Here is a 16,629-nt window from a genome sequence, read left to right as displayed (position 1 = left end):
AAGACAAGATGACAGAGGACCTCTCACCAGCCGAAGCGTACGCAGCTGCCCGGCTCCGCGCCGCCGAGCAGGCCACCGCGCTCGCACCCTTCCGTGACCTGTACGACTTCGATCTCGACCCCTTCCAGATCGAGGCCTGTCAGGCGCTCGAAGCCGGAAAGGGCGTGCTGGTCGCCGCCCCCACCGGCTCGGGCAAGACCATCGTCGGCGAGTTCGCCGTGCATCTGGCCCTCGGGCAGGGCCGCAAATGCTTCTACACCACGCCCATCAAGGCGCTGTCCAACCAGAAGTACGCCGACCTGGCGCGGCGCTACGGCGCGGACAAGGTCGGCCTGCTGACCGGCGACAACAGCGTCAACGCGGACGCGCCGGTGGTCGTCATGACCACCGAAGTGCTGCGCAACATGCTGTACGCGGGCTCCCAGGCCCTCATCGGCCTCGGCTACGTGGTGATGGACGAGGTGCACTACCTCTCCGACCGCTTCCGGGGCGCGGTCTGGGAAGAGGTGATCATCCACCTTCCCGAGTCCGTCACGCTGGTGTCCCTGTCGGCGACGGTCTCCAACGCCGAGGAGTTCGGCGACTGGCTGGACACCGTGCGCGGCGACACCGAAGTGATCGTCTCCGAGCACCGCCCCGTGCCGCTGTGGCAGCACGTCATGGCCGGACGGCGGATGTACGACCTCTTCGAGGAGGAGTCCGACCACGGCGGCCGGGGCATCGCCCGGCGCGAGGTCAACCCCGACCTGCTGCGCATGGCGCGCCTGGAGAACCAGAAGACGTACAACCCGCGCGAGCGGCGCCGGGGCAAGATGGTGCGCGAGGCCGACCGCGAGCGCGAGCGCCGTCAGCGCTCCCGGATCTGGACGCCGGGCAGGCCCGAGGTCATCGAACGGCTCGACGCCGAAGGCCTCTTGCCGGCCATCACTTTCATCTTCAGCCGCGCCGCCTGCCAGGCCGCCGTCCAGCAGTGCATGTACGCGGGGCTGCGGCTCAACGACGAGGAGGGCCGCCAGAAGGTCCGCGAGATCGTCGAGGAGCGCACCGCCTCCATCCCGGGCGAGGACCTGCACGTCCTTGGCTATTACGAATGGCTCGAAGGCCTGGAGCGCGGCATCGCCGCCCATCACGCCGGCATGCTGCCCACCTTCAAGGAGGTCGTGGAGGAGCTGTTCGTCCGTGGCCTGGTGAAGGCGGTGTTCGCCACCGAGACGCTGGCCCTCGGCATCAACATGCCGGCGCGTTCGGTGGTGTTGGAGAAGCTGGTCAAGTGGAACGGCGAGCAGCACGCCGACATCACCCCCGGCGAGTACACCCAGCTGACCGGCCGCGCCGGGCGCCGCGGCATCGACGTCGAGGGCCACGCGGTGGTCCTGTGGCAGCGCGGCATGGACCCGGACGCCCTGGCGGGCCTCGCGGGCACGCGCACCTATCCGCTGCGCTCCAGCTTCAAGCCGTCGTACAACATGGCCGTGAACCTGGTCCAGCAGTTCGGCAGGCACCGCTCGCGCGAACTGCTGGAGACCTCCTTCGCGCAGTTCCAGGCCGACAAGTCGGTCGTCGGCATCTCGCGCCAGGTCCAGCGCAACGAGGAGGGCCTGGAGGGATACCGGGAAGGCATGCGCTGCCACCTCGGTGACTTCGAGGAGTACGCGCGGATGCGGCGCGACCTGAAGGACCGCGAGACCGAGCTCGCCAAGCACGGCGCGGCCCAGCGCCGCGCGGCGGCCGCCGCCTCCCTGGAAAAGCTCAAGCCGGGCGACATCATCCATGTGCCGACCGGCAAGTTCGCGGGTCTCGCCCTCGTTCTCGACCCCGGCATCCCGGCGGGCCGCACCAACGGGCACCGGGGCTTCGAGCAGCACGACGGGCCGCGCCCGCTGGTGCTGACGGCCGAGCGGCAGGTCAAGCGGCTCGCCTCGATCGACTTCCCGGTGCCGGTGGCGGCCCTGGAGCGGATGCGGGTGCCCAAGTCGTTCAACGCGCGCTCCCCGCAGTCCCGCCGCGACCTCGCGTCCGCGCTGCGCACCAAGGCCGGGCACATCGTCCCCGAGCGGCACCGCAAGGGCCGTTCCGACGCGGCCGACGACCGGGAGATCAACCGCCTTCGCACCGCGCTGCGCGCCCACCCCTGCCACGGCTGCGACGAGCGCGAGGACCACGCCCGCTGGGCCGAGCGCTACTACCGCCTCCAGTGCGACACCAAGCAGCTGGAGCAGCGCATCGAGGGGCGCACCAACACCATCGCGCGCACCTTCGACCGCATCGTGGCCCTGCTCACCGAGCTCGACTACCTGCGGGACGAGGAGGTCACGGAGCACGGCAGGCGCCTGGCCCGGCTCTACGGCGAGCTCGACCTGCTGGCCAGCGAATGCCTGCGCGCACGGGTGTGGGAAGGCCTGAACCCGGCCGAACTGGCCGCCTGCGTCTCGGCGTTGGTGTACGAGGCCCGTCAGTCCGACGACGCGGTCGCGCCCAAGACGCCGTCAGGCAACGCCAAGGCCGCGCTCGGCGAGATGGTACGGATCTGGGGCCGGCTCGACGCCCTCGAAGAGGACCACAAGATCAACCAGGCGGAGGGCGTGGGCCAGCGCGAGCCCGACTTCGGGTTCGCCTGGGCCGCCTACCAGTGGGCCAGCGACAAGGGCCTGGACGAGGTGCTGCGCGAGGCCGACATGCCAGCCGGTGACTTCGTGCGCTGGTGCAAGCAGGTCATCGACGTCCTCGGCCAGATCGCGGCGGCCGCCCCGCGCGAGAACAGCACGGTGGCCAAGAACGCCCGCAAGGCGGTCGACGCGCTGCTGCGCGGCGTCGTCGCCTACAGCTCGGTCGGCTGAGCCGGGCGGCCCGCGCCGCGTACGGCTCCTGGGGCAACGGCTCCCGTCGGACACGACGGGAGCCGTTCGCCTGCCCGCCCCGGCCTGTCCGTCCCGCCCGCGCGGGCGGGACGGAACCTCGCCCTCCGGTGCGTGGGCCGGGTGTGCGACGATCGGCCGCATGAGCTCCATGACGGGACGACGGGTCGGACGGCCCCGGGCGATCCAGCGGCCGGACAGCGGTCTCGCCGCCCGGGAAGAACTGCTGGGCGCGGCGGCCGAGTTGTTCACCCGCCACGGTTACGCCGCGACGACCACCCGGATGGTGGCGGAACGCGCGGGCCTTCGCCAGGCCACGATGTACCACTACTTCGCCGGCAAGGAGGACCTGCTCGCCGAGCTCCTCGAATCGACGGTGGCCCCCTCCCTCGACCTGGCGCGCCGGCTCCTGGACGACTCCGCGCGCGGCGCCGGTGAACGCCTGCGCGCGCTGTGCCGTTTCGACGTGGAGCTGCTGTGCGGCGGCCCGCACAACCTGGGCGCGCTGTATCTCCTCCCCGAGGTACGGGCCGAGCGCTTCGCGGCGTTCCACCGGACCCGGGCCGAGTTGAAGGCCGCGTACGCCGAGCTGATCGCGGCGACCGAGGCCTGCGCGGAGCTGGACGCCGACGAGCGGGCGCTGCGTACGGATCTGGTGTTCGGGCTGATCGAGGGTGTCATCCTCATCCACCGCTCGGCGCCGGCCCGCGAAGTGGCCGTCTTCGCCGACGCCACCGCAGCTGCGGCGTTGCGCATCGCGGGCACAGTCTGAGGCCGCTCTCCGCCCCGCCCCACTACGCCGCCGCGCCCGCCAACTCCCGCGCCATGACCGCGAGTTCGCCCACGCGCAGAACCCGCCCGCCGCAACCCGGCACCGGCACGTGCAGTGCCCGCGTCCAGCGCGCCGGGATGGCCCCGACACCGTAGCGGGCGCCGGCGAAGTGGACCACGGCCGTGGTGGCCTTACGCCCAGCCGGCCCCCGCCTCGTCGATGTCCATACCGGCCAGGTTATCCGGCGCCTCGGCGGGGGCCTAGGTGGCTGTGTGGGCCCTCGAAATACGCGATACATCGCGGTTGACCCTTCCATGTGCTCGCGATATATTCGGCTACGAGTACTCGGGGACGACGTCGCCGGTGCTCGGGAGTGAGGTGATGACGATGGCCGTGGGCCGGCGCAAGTTGCGCAACCCCTTGGCGCTTGCCGTGCTGGTGCTGCTCGCCGAGCGGTCGCCGATGCATCCGTACGAGATCGCCCAGACTCTGCGCCGACGTGGCAAGGAGTACAGCATCAAGATCAACTACGGATCGCTCTACACCGTCGTGCAGAACCTCGAAAAGCACGGCTTCGTCGAGGTGGCCGACGTCCAGCGCGAGGGCAACCGCCCCGAGCGCACCCGCTACGCCCTCACCCCTGAGGGCCGCGAGGAAATGCTCGACTGGATGGCGGACATCGTCGCGGTGCCCGTGCACGAGTTCCCCATCTTCGAGACGGCGCTGTGCCTCATGGGCATCCTTCCGCCCGACGACGTCGCCGAACTGCTCGAACAGCGCGTCTCCACGATGGAGGTGCGAGCCGCCGGGCTCAGGGGAGCGCTGCTCAAGCTGACCGAGACGATCCCGAGGGTCCTGCTCGTGGAGACCGAGTACCAGCTCCACATGGTCGACGCCGAGATCCAGTGGGTGCGCGGCTTTCTGAAGGAGATGGCCGAGGGGACCCTGGACGGTCTCGACGGCTGGCGCGGCTGGCACGCCACGGGACGGCTGCCCGAGGAATGGGAGCGTTTGGAGGAGGCCGACACCGACGGCTAGCCGACGGCCCGCGCCCACAGCGGTGCGGGGCGCCGGGCGCGGTCGCGTGAACCGCGCGCCCGCGCACAGAGGAGCCGCATGCAGAGGGGCCGCACGCGCGTCGCTCGTGGCCGTATGCGGATACGTCATCACGTCATCGACACGACACGACACGAAAAACCCCGGCACGGGCTGTTGCAGCAGCCCCCGCCGGGGTCATGACCCCGGACCGGACCCGCGTGGAGCAGGCCAGGCGATCGAGGGTGTGGCACGCCAAGGATAGCCCGGCGCTCCTCACGCGGATCGGTCCGTCATCCCGACCGACCCGCTCACCACAGGAGAGCCTTGTCATGAGCAACCGGGCGCCCGCAGTAGAGGCGCGCAACCTGATCAAGACGTACCCCGGTGATGTCACCGCCCTGGGCGGCATGACCCTGACCGTCGAACCCGGCACGGTCTTCGGGCTGCTCGGCCCCAACGGCGCCGGCAAATCGACCACCGTCAAGATCCTCACCACCCTCGCGCGGCCCGACAGCGGCACCGCGAGCGTCGCCGGGCACGACGTGCTGCGCCATCCCGACCGGGTCCGGCGGGCGATCGGCGTGGTGGCCCAGAAGTCCGGCGCCGACCCCGTCGCCACCGGCCGCGAGAACCTGCGCCTCCAGGGCCGGCTCTACGGACTGACCGGCGCGGCGCTGGGCCGCCGCGTGGACGAGCTCCTGGAGCGCTTCGACCTGGCCGACGCGGCCAAGCGCGTGGTCAAGGGGTACTCGGGCGGCATGCAGCGCCGCCTCGATGTCGCGCTCGGCCTGGTCCACCGGCCCGAAGTCCTCTTCCTCGACGAGCCGACCACCGGGCTCGACCCCGAGGCGCGCACCGCCATGTGGGAGGAGATCTCCCGCCTCGCCGGTGACGAGGGCCTGACCATCGTGCTCACCACCCACTACCTCGAAGAGGCCGACCGGCTCGCCGAGCGGATCGCGATCGTCGACCGGGGCCGGGTCGTCGTCGAAGGCACCCCCGACGAGCTGAAGGGCGAACTGCGCGGCGACGCCGTCCACATGGAGCTGCGCGAGCCCGTCACCGGCTCACCCGCCGGGCCCTCACCGCTGCGCCAGGCGCTCACCGGACTGCCCGGCGTCCACGAGGTGCTGATCGACGGCCGCCGGGTCAGTGCCCGCGCCGACGACGGCGCGGCCGCCGTGCCCGTGCTGCTCGCCGCCCTTGAGCGGGCCGGTGCCTCCGTCGCCGCGGCGACCGTGGCCCGCCCCTCCCTCGACGACGTCTACCTGCGCTATGCCGGACGCCGTTACTCCGAGGCCGAGGCGGCAGCCGAAGCCCCCGCCCTCGCGACCGCGGGAGACCAGCGATGACCATCCACCTTCCCGCCCCGGCCCCGGCCACCGGCCTCAAGGGCTCCAACGCCCTCGCCCAGACCTGGTACATGACGCAGCGTCAGCTGATGGCGATCGTCCGCCAGCCCGCCTATCTCCTGATCACCCTCGTCCAGCCGGTGATCTGGCTCTTCCTCTTCGGCAACCTCTTCAAGAAGGTGGTCCAGCTCGGCGGCTTCGGCACCACCTCCTACCTGGACTACCTCGTCCCCGGCATCGTCTTGATGAGCGCTCTCGGCTCCAGCATGTGGGCCGGCATGGGCACCCTGGAGGAAATCGAGCGCGGCACGCTCAACCGGTTCCTGACCACCCCGGTCAGCCGCGCCGCCCTGATGAACGCCAACGTCGTCCAGAACGGCATCAGCATCACCGTCCAGACCGTGATCATCCTGCTGCTCGGCAAGCTCGGCGGGGCCCACTACCCCGGCGGGTTCGGCGGCCTGGTCATTCTGGCGGTCGCGGCGGTCCTGCTCGGCACGGTCTTCGGCGCCTTCTCCAACGCGCTCGGCATGCTGGTCCGCCAGCGCGAGTCGATCATCGGGATCAACACCTTCCTGCTGCTGCCGCTGACCTTCCTGTCATCGGGGTTCATGGCGCCGGCCCAGATGCCGTCCTGGATGCGGCACATCGCCGACTTCAACCCCCTCAACTGGGGCATGGTGGCGGGCCGTTCGGCCATGTCGGCCGACCCCGACTGGTCTCTCGTCCTCGGTCGCGGCGGGGCGCTCCTGGCCCTCGCGGTCGTGGCGGTGTGGCTCTCCACCCGTACGTTCCGCTCGTACCAGAAGTCGGTGTGACGGTTGCGCGCGGACCCGGCAGTGGCCGGTGCCGCGCGCGGTCGGGGCACGCGAAGACCCCCGGCGGGGCAGACGCCGGCGGTCCGGGCACGCGAAGACCCCCGGCGGGGCAGACGCCGGGGGTCTTCGGGCGGGTCTTCTGGTGAGGGATGCGCCTCAGGCGGCGGGGGCCTCCTGCTCGCGCTCCACCTGCGCGTTCCACTCCCGCTTCGCCGCGCGCCAGGCGTCGTCGTCCTGGCCGAGACGCCAGTAGCCCGAGATGGACAGACGCTCGCGCGGTACGTTCCGCTCGACCCGGAGCAGGGCGCGCAGCTCCTTCACGAAGCCCGCCTCCCCGTGTACGAAGGCGTGCACGGCACCGGCCGGGAACTCCAGGTCCTTCACCGCGCCCACCAGACGCGAGCCGACCGGCGCCTCGCCCCGGTGCAGCCAGGTCACCTCGGCGCCGTCCGGCGTGGTGATCTTCTGCTCCTCCTCGGGGCCCGACACCTCGACGAAGGCGCGCACCACGGCACCCGCCGGCATGCGCTCCATGGCCGCCGCGATCGCGGGCAGCGCGCTCTCGTCACCGGCGAGCAGATGCCAGTCGGCCGCCGGGTCCGGGGCGTAGCCGCCGCCGGGGCCGAGGAAGCGGACCGTTTCGCCGGGCTCGACCCCGGCCGCCCACGGGCCGGCAAGGCCCTCGTCGCCGTGCACCACGAAGTCGACGGACAGCTCGCCGCGCTCCGCGTCCCAGGCGCGCACCGTGTACGCCCGGGTGCTCGGCCACTGCTCGCGCGGGAACTCGGCGCGGATCCGTTCCATGTCGAAGGGCTCCGGGTAGCTCACGCCCTTGGCCGGGAACAGCAGCTTGATGTAGTGGTCGGTGTGCTCGCCCACGGGGAGCCCGGCAAGTGAAGCGCCGCCGAGCACGACGCGCACCATGTGCGGGGTGATCCGCTCGGTGCGCACCACCTGAGCCTCGTTGATCTTCGGTGCCTTGCGAGACGGCCGTTCTGCCACAGTGCGCTCCCCTGATCCACCACTAGTTAGGTTTACCTAAGCTAGCACCTCAGGCGCGGAGAGTGGAGAGCAGTCTGCCCGTCGCTCCCGCGAGCCCCCACCGGGCCACGAGCTCTTCGAGGGCCGTGGGGTCGCGGGGCTTTTCCGGCAGTGCCGGGTCGAACGGCGGAAGGGGCACGTCCATCGCGACCCGCACCACCTTCGGCGCGACGTCCAGATAGTCGGCCGCCTCCAGGATTCCCCGGCGCTTGGCCGGGGTCAGCTTGGAGAAGCGGTCGGCGGCCGCCGCGCGGACGCCCGCCAGATCGCCGTAATCCTTGATCAGCTGGGCCGCCGTCTTCTCGCCGATGCCCTTCACGCCGGGCAGTCCGTCGCTGGTGTCGCCGCGCAGGGCCGCGAAGTCGGCGTACTGGTCGGGGCGCACGCCGTACTTCGTCCGGATCAGCTCGTCGTCCACCACGTCGCAGTCGCCGACGCCCTTGCGGGGGTAGAGCACCCGCACCCCGCGCGCGTCGTCGACCAGCTGGAACAGGTCGCGGTCCCCGGTGACGATGTCGACCGGGCCGGGCGCAAGGCCGGACAGCGTGCCGATCACGTCGTCCGCCTCGTAGCCCGCCACGCCGACGCGGGCGATGCCCAGCGCGTCCAGCACGGCGTCGATCACCGGGACCTGCGGGGCCAGGGTGTCCGGGGTCTCCTCCTCGTCGGGCTGCCCCGGCGGCGTCACCTCGGCCACCCGGTGTGCCTTGTAGGAGGGGATCAGGTCCACCCGCCACCGCGGCCGCCAGTCCGCGTCCATGCACGCCACCAGCTCCTGCGGGCGGTGGTCGTGGACCAGGCGGGAGATGAAGTCGAGCAGGCCGCGCACGGCGTTGACCGGCGTGCCGTCGGGGGCCCTGACCGTGTCGGGGACTCCGAAGTAGGCCCGGTAATAGAGGGAGGAGGTGTCGAGGAGCATCAGGCGTCGCGTCACATCCCCGATGATGCCGCACACCACTGACAGTCACCCCGCGCTCACGACGTATCTGCCCCGCGCCCGCCGCTTGGGCGTCCGGCAACCAACCACCCCGCTCGTGAACAAGTGAACTGGGTCACTGTTGTGTTTGCCCTGGTAGAGCCTGGGCAGGCGCGTCGCCGGAGCGGACCCAAGTATGGATTTCAACCATTTCTCGGGCTGCGGACCGAATCCGCGCCGCTCCACGGCCCGCCCGCGGGGGATGCGGGCCGTTCTCGGTTCGACCCGTGAGGTGTATGTGTCCAGGCTCCAGGCCGAGCAGCTGTACAAGGTGTTCGGCAGACGACCCGAGGAAGCCGTCGGCAGGCTCGAAGGCGGCGCCGGCCGCGACGAGCTGCGGGCGCAGGGGACGACCGCGGCGGTGATCGACGCCTCGTTCACGGTGGAACCCGGTCAGATCTTCGTGGTCATGGGCCTCTCCGGCTCGGGCAAGTCGACCCTGCTGCGCATGCTCAACGGGCTCCTGGAGCCCACGTCGGGCCGCGTCCTGTTCGACGGACAGGACGTGACCGCCCTGTCCGCCCGCGACCTGCGCGCGGTCCGCTCCAGCAAGATCAGCATGGTGTTCCAGCACTTCGCGTTGTTCCCGCACCGCAGCGTCCTGGAGAACGCCGCGTACGGCCTCGAGGTCCAGGGTGTGCCCCGTGCCGAGCGGGAGAAACGTGCCGCGGAGGCCCTGGAGCTGACCGGCCTCGCCGGCTGGGGCGACTCCTGGCCCGACGAGCTCTCCGGCGGCATGCAGCAGCGCGTGGGCCTGGCTCGCGCCCTGGCCACCGATGCCGACCTGCTCCTCATGGACGAGTCCTTCAGCGCGCTCGACCCGCTGATCCGGCGCGACATGCAGGACCAGCTCCTCGAACTCCAGAAGCGCCTGAAGAAGACGATCGTCTTCATCACGCACGACCTCAACGAGGCCATGCGGCTCGGCGACCAGATCGCCGTGATGCGCGACGGGCGGATAGTCCAGCTCGGCACCGCCGAGGACATCCTGCTCACCCCGGCCAACGACTACGTGGCCTCCTTCATCCAGGACGTCGACCGCTCCCGGGTGCTCACCGCGCTGTCCGTGATGACCGTTGCGCACCGCCCCGACGCGGGCAGCTGCGACTGCGAGAGCGTGCTGCCCGACACCCCCGTCGCGGACGTGTGCGCGGTGGCGGCCCGGGTCTCGCACCCGGTCGCCGTCAAGGACCGCGAGGGCGCCCTGCTCGGCGTCGTGCCGCAGGAGCGTCTGATCGCCTTCCTCGGGGACGACACGCAAGGCCCGGCCGACTGCTCGATGAAGGAGGTGGCCGCCCATGCCTAGGCTCCACCTCGGCGACTGGGTCGACAGCGCCGTCAACTTCCTCCAGTCCCACCTCTCCTGGCTCTTCGACGCCATCACACACGTCGTCAACGGCATGTACGACGGCATCAACACCGTCCTCGACGCCCCCCAGCCCCTGCTGTTCGCCGGCATCCTCGCCGTGGTCGCCTGGTGGCTGCGCGGGCTCGTCGCCGGTGTCCTCACGTTCGCCGGGTTCGCGCTCATCGAGTCGATCCAGCTGTGGGACGACACGATGTCCACGCTCTCGCTGGTGCTCGTCGCGGCCATCGTGACCCTGGTCGTCGCGGTCCCGCTCGGCATCTGGGCCTCGCGCTCCAAGACGGTCAGCGCGGTGATGCGGCCGGTCCTGGACTTCATGCAGACCATGCCGGCGATGGTCTATCTGATTCCCGGCATCATCTTCTTCGGCGTCGGTGTCGTCCCCGGCATCATCGCCACCATCGTCTTCTCGCTGCCCCCGGGCGTGCGCATGACCGAACTCGGCATCCGCCAGGTCGACGGGGAACTCGTGGAGGCGGCCGAGGCGTTCGGCACCACCCCGCGCAACACCCTGCTGCGGGTGCAGCTGCCGCTCGCGCTGCCGACCATCATGGCCGGCATCAACCAGGTCATCATGCTCAGCCTCTCCATGGTCGTCATCGCGGGCATGGCGGGCGGCGGCGGCCTCGGCGGCGCCGTCTACCGCGCCATCGGCAACGTCGACATCGGGCTCGGTTTCGAGGCCGGCATCTCCATCGTCGTCCTCGCCATGTACCTGGACCGGATGACCGGCGCGCTCAGCCGCCAGGTCTCCCCGCTCGGCCGGCGCGCGCTGGCCAAGGCGAAGGCGGCCGCGGGCGGGCTGAAACTCTGGAACTACCGTCCCCAGCCGGTCGTCGCGATCGTCGGCGTGGTGATCCTCGGGCTCGTCGCGGGCGGCATGAACGTGTTCGGCTCCTCCGGCGAGGCCGCCGCGTCCGGCGCCAAGAACGTCGGCAAGGGCAAGAAGATCTCGCTCGGCTACATCCCGTGGGACGAGGGCGTCGCCTCCACCTTCCTGTGGAAGGAGCTCCTGGAGCGCCGGGGCTTCACCGTCGATGCCCGCCAGTACGAGGCCGGAGCGCTCTACACCGGCATGGCGGGCGGTCAGATCGACTTCGAGACCGACTCCTGGCTGCCCACCACGCACGCCCAGTACTGGGCGAAGTACAAGGACAAGCTGGAGGACGTGGGCTCCTGGTACGGCCCGACCTCCCTTGAGCTCTCGGTGCCGTCCTACGTCAAGGACGTCAACACCCTCGACGACCTCAAGGGCAAGGGCGCCGAGTTCCAGAACCGGATCGTGGGCATCGAACCGAGCGCCGGTGAGACCGGGATCCTCAAGGACAAGATCCTCAAGGAGTACGGTCTGGACGGTGAGTACAAGGTCGTCGACGGCTCCACGCCGGGCATGCTGGCCGAGCTGAAGCGGGCGTACGCCAAGAAGGAGCCGATCGTGGTTCCGCTCTGGTCGCCGCACTGGGCGTACAACACCTACGACCTCAAGAAGCTCAAGGACCCCAAGGGCGCCTGGGGCAAGGGTGACGACGTGCACACGCTGGCCCGCAAGGGCTTCTCCGCCGACAACGCCGAGGTCGGCACGTGGCTGAAGAACTTCCACATGGACGAGAAGCAGCTCACCAGCCTCGAGGCGAAGATCCAGTCCACCGGCAAGGGCAAGGAGCAGGACGCGGTGCGCGCCTGGCTCAAGGACAACCCCGGCCTCGCCGACAAGTGGACCCCGGTCGGTTCCTGAGGACCCCGCTCCACCTTCCTTCGTGCGGCCGCGGCCCCCTTCGGGCCGCGGCCGCACGACGTCGTGATCCGGCCCGATCGCGAACGGAACCCGTGGCGATCTCGGCGGGACGGTCCCGTCGGGGTCCGAAGCTGCGTAGGGTGACCTGCACGTGGCTGTGCGACGGCGGATCGAGACAACCCAGAGAACGGGGAGGGCCCGGGAGATGGACGACAAGGAAACTCTTCGGGTGGGGGTGGCGGTGCGGCGTCTGCGCCGCGGTCTCGGTCTCACCCTGGCCGTGGTCGCCGAGCGCAGCGGCCTTTCGGTGCCCTTCCTCAGCCAGGTCGAGAACGAGCGCGCCCGCCCCAGCGCGCGCTCCCTCCAGCGCGTCGCGGACGCCTTGAACACCACGGTCGGCGAGCTGTACGACGCCGCCGACTGCGCCCGCACCGTCGACGTCGTGCGCGCCGAGCCCGAGGGGGAGGGCCAGGGCGTGCGGGCCCTGCTGCGCGGCCACCACCAGCTGCACGCCATGGAGTTCACCGGCGATCAGGACACCGGGCGCGAATTCCAGCACCGCAACGACGAGTTGATGTACGTGGCCGACGGCGCCGCCGAGGTCGAGGCCGAGGGCCGCGCCTACCGCCTGGAGCGGGGCGACACGCTGTGCCTGTCCGGCGGGGTGCGCCACCGCTGGCGCGCCGCGCTGCCCGGCACCCGCATCCTGGTCGTCGCGGTCGCCGACCACATCGAGGCCATCGAGGAGACCCGCCCCTGATGGCGGGCGGCCTCGGCACGGGGCGCCACTGATGCGGGTGGTCTCCCTCGTCCCGTCCTTGACGGAGGCCGTCGCGGCCGGCGCCCCCGGATTCCTTGTGGGCGTCACCGACTGGTGCGTCCATCCGGCCGGGCTCGGCGCCGAGCGCGTCGGTGGCACCAAGAATCCGGATGTGGAGCGGATCGTCGCGCTCGCGCCGGATCTGGTCGTCGCCAACGAGGAGGAGAACAGGGCCGCCGATCTGGCCGCCCTGCGGGACGCGGGACTCGACGTCCTGGTCACCGAGATCCGCTCGCTGACGCAGGCCTTCACCGAGCTGGAACGGGTCCTGGTCGAGGGTTGCGGCCTGGCGCGTCCGGGCTGGCTCGACGCGGCCGAGCGGGCGTGGGCGGGGGTGCGGCCGGGCCGCGAGCGCCGGGCCGTGGTGCCGATCTGGCGGCGCCCCTGGATGGTGCTCGGCCGCGACACCTTCGCCGGCGACCTGCTCGCGCGTCTGGGCGTACGCAACGTCTACGCCGAGCACGCCGAGCGGTACCCCCGCGTCGCCGTCGAGGAGCTGAACACGGCAGGGGCCGACCTGGTCGTGCTGCCCGACGAGCCCTACCCGTTCACGCCCGGCGACGGCCCCGAGGCGTTCCCCGCCCTGCCGGCCGCCCTCGTCGACGGCCGCCATCTCACCTGGTACGGGCCCTCACTGGTCCGCGCGCCGGCCGTGCTCGGCGCGGCGCTGGGGAGGGACCTCTGAGCGCGTCGGCGCCTCAGCGGGTCACTTCTTGGCGGGCGGCGCGAGCAGTCGGCCGTCCAGTAGCCCTCGCACGGTGTGGAAGCCGGCCGCCAGCCAGGCCGTCACCAGCAGCGCGTACAGGGCCACCGCCAGCCAGTCGAAGGCGTGCAGGCCGGTGTGGCGGGCCAGGCCCTCGGCCCCGGTGACGCAGGTGCCGACGGGGAAGGTGAAGGCCCACCAGGTCATCGCGAAGCCCATGCCGCGCCGGGCCGCCCGCACCGCCATCGCCACCGCGAGCGCGAGCCACATCAGGGCGAAGCCCATCACCGGTACCCCGTACACCACGGCGAAGGCGCCCATGCCCCGCGCGTAGGGGGCGCCGATCGCGCCGGACGCCACATCGGCCAGCTTGTTCACGGCGGTGGTCGACTGGCCCAGCGGGCCGAGGACCAGGAAGAGGGTCGGGGTGAGCAGGAGCGGCAGCGCGCCCCGGTGCACCAGACGCGAGAACACCACGGGCAGGATGATGAGCGTGGCGAGCAGGCTCATGCCGAACATCGCGTACGAGGCGAGCAGCATCGCCTCACGGGCCTGGCCCGCCGGCAGATGGGGGACCAGCAGCGGGCCGAGCGTCGCCGACACCATGGGCGCGACCACCGGGAGCAGCCAGACGGGGGAGGCGCTGCCCGGAGCGAGTTCGTGCCGCACCACCATCAGATACGGGACGCCCACCGCGGCCACCAGACCCGTGACCGTGCCCACGCCGTAGAGCACCCACGCCAGCGGGACGGCCGCGCTCTCGCCGATCAGCTGGGCGCCGACGGAGAGGGAGCCGATCCCGACCGCGAGGAAGGCCATCGAAAGGCAGCCGTAGAAGGGCGCGACGGCCGGGTCGAGGAGATGGGCGCGGGCCTGGTCGCGGTGGTGCAGCCAGTGCCCGGCGCGGGCCACGAGCACCACGGCCAGCAGTGCGAGGGAGAGCGCCCAGACGAGCGCGAGACCCGGAACGTGGAAGGGCAGCCCCGCGCCCGCGTTGGCGATGATGGCGGTGCCCATGACAGCGGCGTACCAGTTCGGGCCGAGGTGGCGCAGCGCGGGGCGGCGCCGCAGGAAGACGAGGGGCTGGGTGCGAGGGCGTGGTCGCGCGGTGAGGGCCATGGATCAAGCCTCGTCCCGCGCCCGGACCCCCGCCACGCCCGCTGGCCCTATGAGCCCATAAGCTGGGTTTATGAGCACGAGCGGACCCGAGGACCAGGCGCCCCTCGCCCACCGGGTGCCCGACCTGGGAGCGATGGAGCTGCTGCTCGCCGTCGCCCGGCACGGCAGTCTCGGACGCGCGGCCCGCGATCTCGGCATCACCCAGCCCGCGGCGAGCAGCCGGGTCCGCTCGATGGAACGCCTCCTCGGTGTCGCGCTCGTGGACCGTTCCCCGCGCGGCTCACGGCTCACCGCCGAGGGCGTCCTCGTGACGGACTGGGCGCGGCGGGTCGTGGAGGCGGCCGAGGCATTCGACGCCGGCGCGCAGGCCCTGCGGGGGCGGCGCGATTCGCGGCTGCGGGTCGCCGCCAGCATGACGATCGCCGAGTACCTGCTGCCGGGCTGGCTGATCGCGCTGCGCGCCGAGCGACCGGGCACGGCGGTGTCCCTGAGCGCCGGGAACTCCGCCGTCGTGGCGAAGCTGCTGCTCAGTGACGAGGCGGACCTCGGCTTCGTCGAGGGTCTTGGCGTACCCGCCGGGCTGGACTCGGCGGTCATCGGGCACGACCGGCTCGTGGTGGTCGCGGCCCCCTCGCACCCCTGGGCGCGCCGGCGCGGGCCGCTGCCGCCGGCCGAACTGGCCGCGACCCCGCTCATCCTGCGCGAGCGCGGCTCGGGCACCCGTCAGGTCCTGGACGCGGCGCTGGCCGCGCACGGCGGACTTGCCGACCCTCTCATCGAGCTGTCCTCGACCACCGCCGTGAAGGCGTCCGTGGTCAGCGGGGCGGGGCCCTCGGTCCTGAGCGAACTGGCCCTGGGCGAGGAGCTGGCCGCCCGCCGTCTGGTGCGGATCCCGGTCGAGGGCGTACGGCTGCGGCGCGATCTGCGCGCGGTGTGGCGCAGGGGCCCGCTTCCGGCCGGCCCCGCCCGCGATCTGCTGTCCCTGGCCGCGCCCAAGTAGGTCCCCGCCGACCCCGCCCGTCCTCAATCGCCGGACAGGCTGAGGTCGCCGGACCGTCAGGGGTGCGGGGAACTGCGCGCCACCCGGGGCCCCTGGGGCTGTGCCCCCGACCCCGTTCGGCCTGAAGGGCCTCGTCCTCGATAACCGGACGGGCTGACTGTGCCGATGTGGGCCCGCACCGATCCCGCCAGGGGCGCGGGGAACCGCGCGAGAAGCGACCGCGGCCCGCAGCCGGGGTTCTTGGGGCTGCGCCCCGGACCTCCGCGTGCTCGACCCGCGGTCGAAAAGCGACCAGGTCCGGGTCAGGGCGCCGGTGTCGGCCGCCCGCCCCGGGCCGCCGCCGCCCTCACCAGGCCCCGCGCCACGCGAAGGTCCTGGCCCGCCTCGGGGTGCCACTGGACGCCCAGGGCCCAGCCCGGCCCGGGCAGTTCGGCCGCCTCCACCGTGCCGTCCGCCGCGTACGCCGACGCCACGAGCCCGGCGCCGAGCCGGTCCACGCACTGGTGGTGGTAGGTCGGCACGGACGCGGCCTCGGGCACGAGCGAGGCGTACAGCGTGCCCGGCACCGGCTCGACGGTGTGCTCGCCGAACACCCCGCGTCCACCGGTGTGCCCGTCCAGGTGCTGCACCAGCGTGCCGCCGAGCGCGACATTGAGGAGCTGAAGACCCCGGCAGATGCCGAGCAGCGGGGTGCCCGAGGCCAGGGCCGCCTCGATCAGGGCCAGCTCCCAGGCGTCCCGCGCGCGGGCGGGCGGCCCGGTCAGGGAGGAGGCCGTGGCCCCGTAGCACACCGGCTCCACATCCGCGCCGCCCGCGATGATCAGGCCGTCGACACGCGCCACCACCTCGGCCGCTGCCGCCGGGTCGTCGTCCGGCGGCAGCATCGCGGCCAGGCCCCCGGCCGCCCGCACGAGCCGGGGATAGCCGGCGGGCAGCAGGGCGGCGGGCATCTGCCACACCCCCCACGCGGCTGGCTCCAGATACGTACTGATGCCAATCAGCGGTTTGGGCACGGTCACGGTCTCCGTTCGTAG

15 protein-coding genes are annotated in these 16,629 nt (G+C 72.0%); 10 read left to right on the top strand and 5 right to left on the bottom strand.

Annotated features, from left to right (window positions below; genetic code table 11):
• Positions 1–8 precede the first annotated feature (8 nt).
• Positions 9–2,837, top strand: coding sequence for a DEAD/DEAH box helicase (locus ABR738_RS08945; protein ID WP_350229431.1), 2,829 nt, complete (start codon positions 9–11; stop codon positions 2,835–2,837).
• 160 nt (positions 2,838–2,997) lie between these two features.
• A complete protein-coding gene (locus ABR738_RS08940) occupies positions 2,998–3,627 on the top strand; it encodes a TetR/AcrR family transcriptional regulator (RefSeq protein WP_350229430.1) in 630 nt (209 codons plus the stop codon).
• Between the two features lie 22 nt (positions 3,628–3,649).
• Here the strand turns inward: ABR738_RS08940 and ABR738_RS08935 are convergent, their stop codons facing one another.
• Positions 3,650–3,805, bottom strand: a complete 156-nt coding sequence (locus ABR738_RS08935; RefSeq protein WP_502964055.1) for a hypothetical protein — start codon at positions 3,803–3,805, stop codon at positions 3,650–3,652.
• A 209-nt stretch (positions 3,806–4,014) separates the two neighbouring features.
• On the opposite strand from ABR738_RS08935, the gene ABR738_RS08930 reads away from it, so the two are divergent.
• From ABR738_RS08930 to ABR738_RS08920, 3 genes are all read left to right on the top strand, one after another.
• Complete coding sequence (locus tag ABR738_RS08930; protein WP_350234491.1) at positions 4,015–4,665, top strand: PadR family transcriptional regulator; 651 nt, start codon at positions 4,015–4,017, stop codon at positions 4,663–4,665.
• A 329-nt stretch (positions 4,666–4,994) separates the two neighbouring features.
• Entirely contained in the window at positions 4,995–6,017 is a 1,023-nt protein-coding gene (locus ABR738_RS08925; protein WP_350229429.1) for an ABC transporter ATP-binding protein, read from the top strand.
• On the top strand, positions 6,014–6,835 hold the full coding sequence (locus tag ABR738_RS08920) for an ABC transporter permease (protein ID WP_350229428.1): 822 nt from the start codon (positions 6,014–6,016) through the stop codon (positions 6,833–6,835). The genes ABR738_RS08925 and ABR738_RS08920 overlap by 4 nt, the downstream gene beginning before the upstream one ends.
• Before the next feature lie 156 nt (positions 6,836–6,991).
• On the opposite strand, the gene ABR738_RS08915 is transcribed toward ABR738_RS08920, so the two are convergent.
• Positions 6,992–7,837, bottom strand: a complete 846-nt coding sequence (locus ABR738_RS08915) for a siderophore-interacting protein (protein ID WP_350229427.1) — start codon at positions 7,835–7,837, stop codon at positions 6,992–6,994.
• A gap of 49 nt (positions 7,838–7,886) precedes the next feature.
• On the bottom strand, positions 7,887–8,795 hold the full coding sequence (locus ABR738_RS08910; RefSeq protein WP_350234490.1) for a 5'-3' exonuclease: 909 nt from the start codon (positions 8,793–8,795) through the stop codon (positions 7,887–7,889).
• A gap of 259 nt (positions 8,796–9,054) precedes the next feature.
• Between ABR738_RS08910 and ABR738_RS08905 the strand changes: the two genes are divergently transcribed.
• The 4 genes from ABR738_RS08905 (at position 9,055) to ABR738_RS08890 (ending at position 13,458) form a co-directional block, all read left to right on the top strand.
• Positions 9,055–10,158 (top strand): quaternary amine ABC transporter ATP-binding protein, encoded by a 1,104-nt coding sequence (locus ABR738_RS08905; RefSeq protein WP_350234489.1) that lies wholly within the window; start codon positions 9,055–9,057, stop codon positions 10,156–10,158.
• Positions 10,151–11,953 (top strand): ABC transporter permease/substrate binding protein, encoded by a 1,803-nt coding sequence (locus tag ABR738_RS08900; protein ID WP_350229426.1) that lies wholly within the window; start codon positions 10,151–10,153, stop codon positions 11,951–11,953. Before ABR738_RS08905 ends, ABR738_RS08900 begins: the two co-directional genes overlap by 8 nt.
• Positions 11,954–12,158: 205 nt before the next feature.
• A complete protein-coding gene (locus ABR738_RS08895; RefSeq protein WP_350229425.1) occupies positions 12,159–12,713 on the top strand; it encodes a helix-turn-helix domain-containing protein in 555 nt (184 codons plus the stop codon).
• Between the two features lie 31 nt (positions 12,714–12,744).
• Positions 12,745–13,458 (top strand): helical backbone metal receptor, encoded by a 714-nt coding sequence (locus tag ABR738_RS08890; RefSeq protein ID WP_350229424.1) that lies wholly within the window; start codon positions 12,745–12,747, stop codon positions 13,456–13,458.
• A 21-nt stretch (positions 13,459–13,479) separates the two neighbouring features.
• Here ABR738_RS08890 and ABR738_RS08885 read toward each other — a convergent pair whose 3' ends face one another.
• Positions 13,480–14,595 carry a TDT family transporter gene (locus tag ABR738_RS08885; protein WP_350229423.1) on the bottom strand — a complete coding sequence of 372 codons (1,116 nt, stop codon included), beginning with the start codon at positions 14,593–14,595 and terminating at the stop codon, positions 13,480–13,482.
• A gap of 70 nt (positions 14,596–14,665) precedes the next feature.
• Between ABR738_RS08885 and ABR738_RS08880 the strand changes: the two genes are divergently transcribed.
• A complete protein-coding gene (locus ABR738_RS08880) occupies positions 14,666–15,595 on the top strand; it encodes a LysR family transcriptional regulator (protein WP_350229422.1) in 930 nt (309 codons plus the stop codon).
• A gap of 302 nt (positions 15,596–15,897) precedes the next feature.
• Here ABR738_RS08880 and ABR738_RS08875 read toward each other — a convergent pair whose 3' ends face one another.
• A complete protein-coding gene (locus tag ABR738_RS08875) occupies positions 15,898–16,608 on the bottom strand; it encodes a gamma-glutamyl-gamma-aminobutyrate hydrolase family protein (RefSeq protein WP_350234488.1) in 711 nt (236 codons plus the stop codon).
• Between the last annotated feature and the right edge of the window lie 21 nt (positions 16,609–16,629).

Origin of the sequence: Streptomyces sp. Edi4 (genome assembly GCF_040253615.1) — a bacterium.
Lineage (GTDB): Bacteria > Actinomycetota > Actinomycetes > Streptomycetales > Streptomycetaceae > Streptomyces.
Note: the sequence above shows the minus strand (reverse complement) of the source record. Positions and strands in the feature narration are given on the sequence as shown.

Bases quoted from the DNA above. Each gene is read 5' to 3' on its own strand.
- ABR738_RS08945 (WP_350229431.1), top strand. From the start codon at position 9: ATGACAGAGGACCTCTCACCAGCCGAAGCGTACGCAGCTGCCCGGCTC.
- ABR738_RS08940 (WP_350229430.1), top strand. From the start codon at position 2,998: ATGAGCTCCATGACGGGACGACGGGTCGGACGGCCCCGGGCGATCCAG.
- ABR738_RS08930 (WP_350234491.1), top strand. From the start codon at position 4,015: ATGGCCGTGGGCCGGCGCAAGTTGCGCAACCCCTTGGCGCTTGCCGTG.
- ABR738_RS08925 (WP_350229429.1), top strand. From the start codon at position 4,995: ATGAGCAACCGGGCGCCCGCAGTAGAGGCGCGCAACCTGATCAAGACG.
- ABR738_RS08920 (WP_350229428.1), top strand. From the start codon at position 6,014: ATGACCATCCACCTTCCCGCCCCGGCCCCGGCCACCGGCCTCAAGGGC.
- ABR738_RS08910 (WP_350234490.1), bottom strand. From the start codon at position 8,795: ATGCTCCTCGACACCTCCTCCCTCTATTACCGGGCCTACTTCGGAGTC.
- ABR738_RS08905 (WP_350234489.1), top strand. From the start codon at position 9,055: ATGCGGGCCGTTCTCGGTTCGACCCGTGAGGTGTATGTGTCCAGGCTC.
- ABR738_RS08900 (WP_350229426.1), top strand. From the start codon at position 10,151: ATGCCTAGGCTCCACCTCGGCGACTGGGTCGACAGCGCCGTCAACTTC.
- ABR738_RS08895 (WP_350229425.1), top strand. From the start codon at position 12,159: ATGGACGACAAGGAAACTCTTCGGGTGGGGGTGGCGGTGCGGCGTCTG.
- ABR738_RS08890 (WP_350229424.1), top strand. From the start codon at position 12,745: ATGCGGGTGGTCTCCCTCGTCCCGTCCTTGACGGAGGCCGTCGCGGCC.
- ABR738_RS08885 (WP_350229423.1), bottom strand. From the start codon at position 14,595: ATGGCCCTCACCGCGCGACCACGCCCTCGCACCCAGCCCCTCGTCTTC.
- ABR738_RS08880 (WP_350229422.1), top strand. From the start codon at position 14,666: ATGAGCACGAGCGGACCCGAGGACCAGGCGCCCCTCGCCCACCGGGTG.